General features: G+C 39.6%; 4 protein-coding genes. All 4 read right to left on the reverse strand.

Annotated elements, in window-relative coordinates; all coding sequences use genetic code 11:
* Window positions 1-157 precede the first annotated feature (157 nt).
* Window positions 158-727, reverse strand: coding sequence for an RNA polymerase sigma factor (locus AZ66_RS27060; protein ID WP_044357728.1), 570 nt, complete (start codon window positions 725-727; stop codon window positions 158-160).
* A gap of 798 nt (window positions 728-1525) precedes the next feature.
* Window positions 1526-2131 carry a hypothetical protein gene (locus AZ66_RS27065; protein ID WP_231587067.1) on the reverse strand — a complete coding sequence of 202 codons (606 nt, stop codon included), beginning with the start codon at window positions 2129-2131 and terminating at the stop codon, window positions 1526-1528.
* A 362-nt stretch (window positions 2132-2493) separates the two neighbouring features.
* On the reverse strand, window positions 2494-2727 hold the full coding sequence (locus tag AZ66_RS27070) for a glycine zipper domain-containing protein (protein WP_044357731.1): 234 nt from the start codon (window positions 2725-2727) through the stop codon (window positions 2494-2496).
* Window positions 2728-3448: 721 nt separating this feature from the next.
* Window positions 3449-4414, reverse strand: coding sequence for an arsenic resistance protein (locus tag AZ66_RS27075; RefSeq protein WP_044357732.1), 966 nt, complete (start codon window positions 4412-4414; stop codon window positions 3449-3451).
* Window positions 4415-4715: the final 301 nt, after the last annotated feature.

Raw genomic sequence — 4715 nt, forward strand, 5'->3', positions numbered from 1 at the left:
AAGCAGAGCGCAGCTAATGGAGACGGGAAGTACCCAAGTGCCTAGTAAACGCGACCTTTTTCTTTTAGCGGCTGCCACTTCGTAAGGGATCACAAAATTAGGCTGATCCAATTCTCCAGCTACCTTTTTTAGAGTTTGTGTAATCTGTTGGTCAAGATTAGTCATGCATGATCACTCCCATCTCGGTAATTACCTGTTTTTCTTGCTTAACTTGCATGTTTTCAGCAATTAACTTTCTGGCCTTATGTAGCCTTGATTTTACCGTCCCCTCAAACACACCAAGGATTTTTGCAATTTCAGCTACACTAAACTCTTCATAATAGTAAAGAATAACTGCAGAGCGATGCTTCGGCGTCATCAACTGAATCGCTTGCCAAATTTGTTGCTCTTTCTCCCTTTGCAGAATACTCTCCAATGGGTTTTGTCCAGGGTCAATAGAGTCCATATATTCTTCTGTATTTTTCTTTCTACGCACTACATTAAGTGCACGATGTGTCACAATTTTCATAAACCAAGCTCGAAACGATGTCCCTTTTCGTTCATCATATCGATAAAGGGATTGATACGCTTCCCATAGAGCTTCTTGAACGGCATCCTGAGCGAGATGGTAATCATGGACGATCAAATAAGCAACTCGAAATGCACTAGTTAAGTGAGGTTGAACAAGTGTTTCAAAATCAACTGGATTTCCCTCCCTGGGTATTGGATAATGATTGCTTTCTTTCACTTCAAAGACCTCCTCGTTTTTCCTTTCACTTCATATTCACCAGTTCTCGTATTTTGGTTCATAAATAGAGAAAAAAACTTTTCCCTCACTTGGGTGAACTGGTTGATGATCAAATTGACAGAGCTTTTTTACATCTGTAATTAACTCTGGGAAATACAAAAAAAGAGCCGCAACCGCGACTCAAACAAGTCAACTGAAAAAACTGCCGTCAAATATGGTTCCATATACGTAAATCAACCGGTTAGAGGATATACCCCTCAGGCAGAGATAGCTCAGCCGGGACATAGTGTCCGCGTTTCAGTGTATATCTGTGTCTCATCCGGATTGTCCTCTGAGAAATGCAATGACCAGCCTACAACCTCATTATAATTAATATATTGATGTAAAAGTCAACTTCTCGATTACTTTGATTTATGCCATAGGCTGGATCACTGACCTTTATGCACGAATGACGCCTAATTAATGCTATCAGAGTGTCTTTCTTCAATAAACCCCGTATGAACCGACACGAGCTGAATATAGCACGAATACCGCTTAGATCGCTCTAAACGGTATTTGCAACTTGCTTCACTTATTTAGCGGAGACTCTCCCGTGCCCTTGCTTTCTTCCGAATCGATTCCCGCCTGGCATTCCTCTCCCATATCGCCATGCTTCCACAAATCAACAGATGATACGTCGATCTACTTGCTAGAGTCCGCTTGGCATTATCAAAAATAGCGGAATAGCTGCTGATGGCATCATCGCTTACACCAGAAAAACACCATTCTGCGCGATAACCCCACATTTCATGATTCAGGTTATTTACGTCCTGAAAAATCAAAGATGATCTTTTTTAATCTTTCAAGGTGTGGTTTCAACTTCCCCAGCATCAACGCTTTATAATTATCCGCTAGATAAAACATGTGAGCTGCGTCCTCATCCTTAAACGACGTAATCGTCTTGTTTAACTCATAGAGCTCCGTCGCGAGCAAACGCAAGGTTTTTCTAGTCTTAGAGTCTATCACTTTAGCTTTAGACTTCCAATACGAACGACTTATATCGTATAAGGGCCACCATATCCTCGCCTCACGAGCAAGAATAAACATGTTATACTGCTCATCCGTTGTTAATGCCGTATTATTAATGAAATGCTTAGGAACAGCATTGTTTGTGTAGATATCGCTAAATTCAATGAATGTTAATAGTTGCTCATCGATTTCTTCCGCTAGTATCTTCGCCTTGTCGATCAATTGCCGAATCTTAGCAGGATCTTCATTTTCCTTCGACTCACTGAGTGCCATCAAAGTGTCAGCAAGTGGAATCGTTTTAGAAGCGTGCTTTACTAAATAGACAAATGCCGAGTCGTTCTTCTGCTGATACAGTGAATAGAGGTCGTTGTATTTTGCAGATGATTGGTTTTCCAAATGTCTGTACATCACAGCGTTTATTAATATGATAATAATAAGTATTAGCGCGTAGATCTTTATGTGCTTGGGCAAAGTGTACTTCCTCTCTGAAAAGTTAATGATTAGTACTATTGAATTAAGTTAGTTCATATTACAAGTCCTGCTTCGTACATATGTAAAGATTGACTTGAAATTATAAACCATAAACAGATAATTTTTTCCATTTAACTGTCCGTTAGTAAACGGTGATACTTTTAGTAACACAAAAAAGCCGCATCTTCGCGACTTTAATTCATATCTGTTCTTATCACCTGACACGTTTAAATATAGAGGGTGCAAAGTTTCCTCGGCACCCTGATTTTCCTCACTAAAATATGGAGCTATTCCTGTTTATCCTGTTCAGATCCGGTATTATTATCAACTTGATCGCCAGCCTTGTTGCCCAACGATGCGCCTACGATACCACCAACAACGGTTCCTACAGGACCCAAAGCGGAACCAACAACAGCACCTACAGCACCACCACTTACAGTTCCTACAGTCTCCCCAGTTCCCAGACCAGCCGTGTTGTGTTTAGAATCATCGTTTCGGTTACGTTCGTTGTGTTTAGCCATTTCAGTCACTCCTCATTTTGTGATAGGAAACGCTGCTGTTGCCTGCGTATCATTCCAAAACATATCGTTCCCTACCCTAACTAAATTGATTCACTGGGTGCTACTGGGTGCTTTAAGTAATCCCCTCCGATTAATTTCTCTTCTACTGAAAGATAGCCTGAAATTCACATTATTGATTTGAATTCAATCTAAGTTACGATAACGGAAATGCATAATGTAAGGACAGAAAAACAATGATAACTGTAATGAGTACCATTTATGAAATTGAGTTCTTATACCATGCATTCAGATTTCGAAAACTCATTTACACGAATTCACCTGTTGTGTTATGCGAATTAAAACGCAACAATTATAGCTGAGGAGATCCATCCTGAAATTAACAGCCATGGCTGTCAATTTAGCCCTCAGCAAGTAAAACAAGAACTGGATCAACTGACGAGCGAAGGTTTCAGGATTTAAAAGCAAAATTTGCTGAGCTCAGTGGAACACCATATAGGTATTTGTCATAAGTTAAATAGATGTGTTTTCAACTTATGACAAAGGAGTATACAACTCATGTATCGTTTTGAGTACTATGGCTTTCCACAGGCCGTACCCCAGCTCCTCTTTATTATCAAAATGAAGACGTACAACGCAAGGAAACTTCGGTATATCCAGAACATATTAATTACACGGCAGCTGTGGAACCCAAATTCACCGACCTGAATCTATTTATATTTACCTATACATCTCTGTAAATAAAATTAGGCACAACATTTATATATAACAGCTCCGCTATCAGTTCAATAATGGTCTGGGTTACGATCACAGACGCTGCTATTGTAGCCATCTCCCCTGGTAAGGTAAGAGCAAGAGGAAGGACAACAAGCGAATTGCGAGTTCCTGCACTGAAAATAAGTGTTCTTCCCTCTAATGGGCCTAAACGAAAAACAGTCGATATGATTCGTGAAATTACCGGAGAAATGATATGGAATAATACATAAATGGGTATCACAGCAATAATGACATGAAAATCCTTTACAACCCTGTCAATTTGAGAGCCTATCACCAAAAAGAGCACAAGTGCCATAAGCGGGACTGGCAGCCATACTGTAAAGTCCAGTGTTTTCATGCCGCGTATATTTCTTTTAGCTACATATTGAATGATTAATGCAAAGAATAAAGGAACAATAATCAAATAAACAAAAGCTTCAACGAATGGTCCAAATCTTACTATCTCAGATGCCTCAGCACCAATAAATAACCAAAGATAAATAGGCAGCATAATCATTTGGACAATAAAAAGGATTGGAGTAGACGCAAGAATTAACTTTTCATTTCCTTTGCCCAATTGAGTAAACACAATGACATAATCGATACATGGAGTGAGAAGTACCAAGCAAACTCCGATCAGAACCGGACCAGGCTGAGGGAAAATCTTAATTAATAGGAATACAAGCAATGGAATGAAGATGAAATTCACAAGCAGCAAGACCCCTATGAAGTGTCTATTCGTAAGTGCTTCCCTTAATTTTAGAAAAGGAATTTGACAAAACATGCTGAATAAAAGAACCGCAATCGCAAATGAAACCAAGGGTTCTAGCAAGCCCCCTAATTGTGGACTTGCCAAGCCCACTCCCCCTCCTACAATTAATGCCACTGCATACACGACGATCTGATTCTTTTCTAAACTCTCCCGTGAAAACACCGATATATTCTCCTCTTTTTATTCGAATTATATCATATCGAGAAATCCATAAGTCGTGGAGATGACGTTCAACGCTAAGATCAGAATGAAATCGAATGAATCTCTAAGGGTAAAGAATTGATATTGCACAATATACGAGCAGCAAAGAAAAAAACCGCATTTTAGCGGTCTTTTAACGTCACTATGTTCTTATCATCCGACAAACTAGTACATGTGACTCTCTCAAGTCTCAAGCCATCAATTGTTCAAATCAGCTGCTTTACTATGTATATCGCGACAGCCCCAAAATAATAAATGGCCG

The organism is Paenibacillus sp. E194 (assembly GCF_000935845.1).
Taxonomy (GTDB): domain Bacteria; phylum Bacillota; class Bacilli; order Paenibacillales; family Paenibacillaceae; genus Paenibacillus_B; species Paenibacillus_B alvei_B.

Bases quoted from the DNA above. Each gene is read 5' to 3' on its own strand.
- AZ66_RS27070 (WP_044357731.1), bottom strand. From the start codon at position 2,727: ATGGCTAAACACAACGAACGTAACCGAAACGATGATTCTAAACACAAC.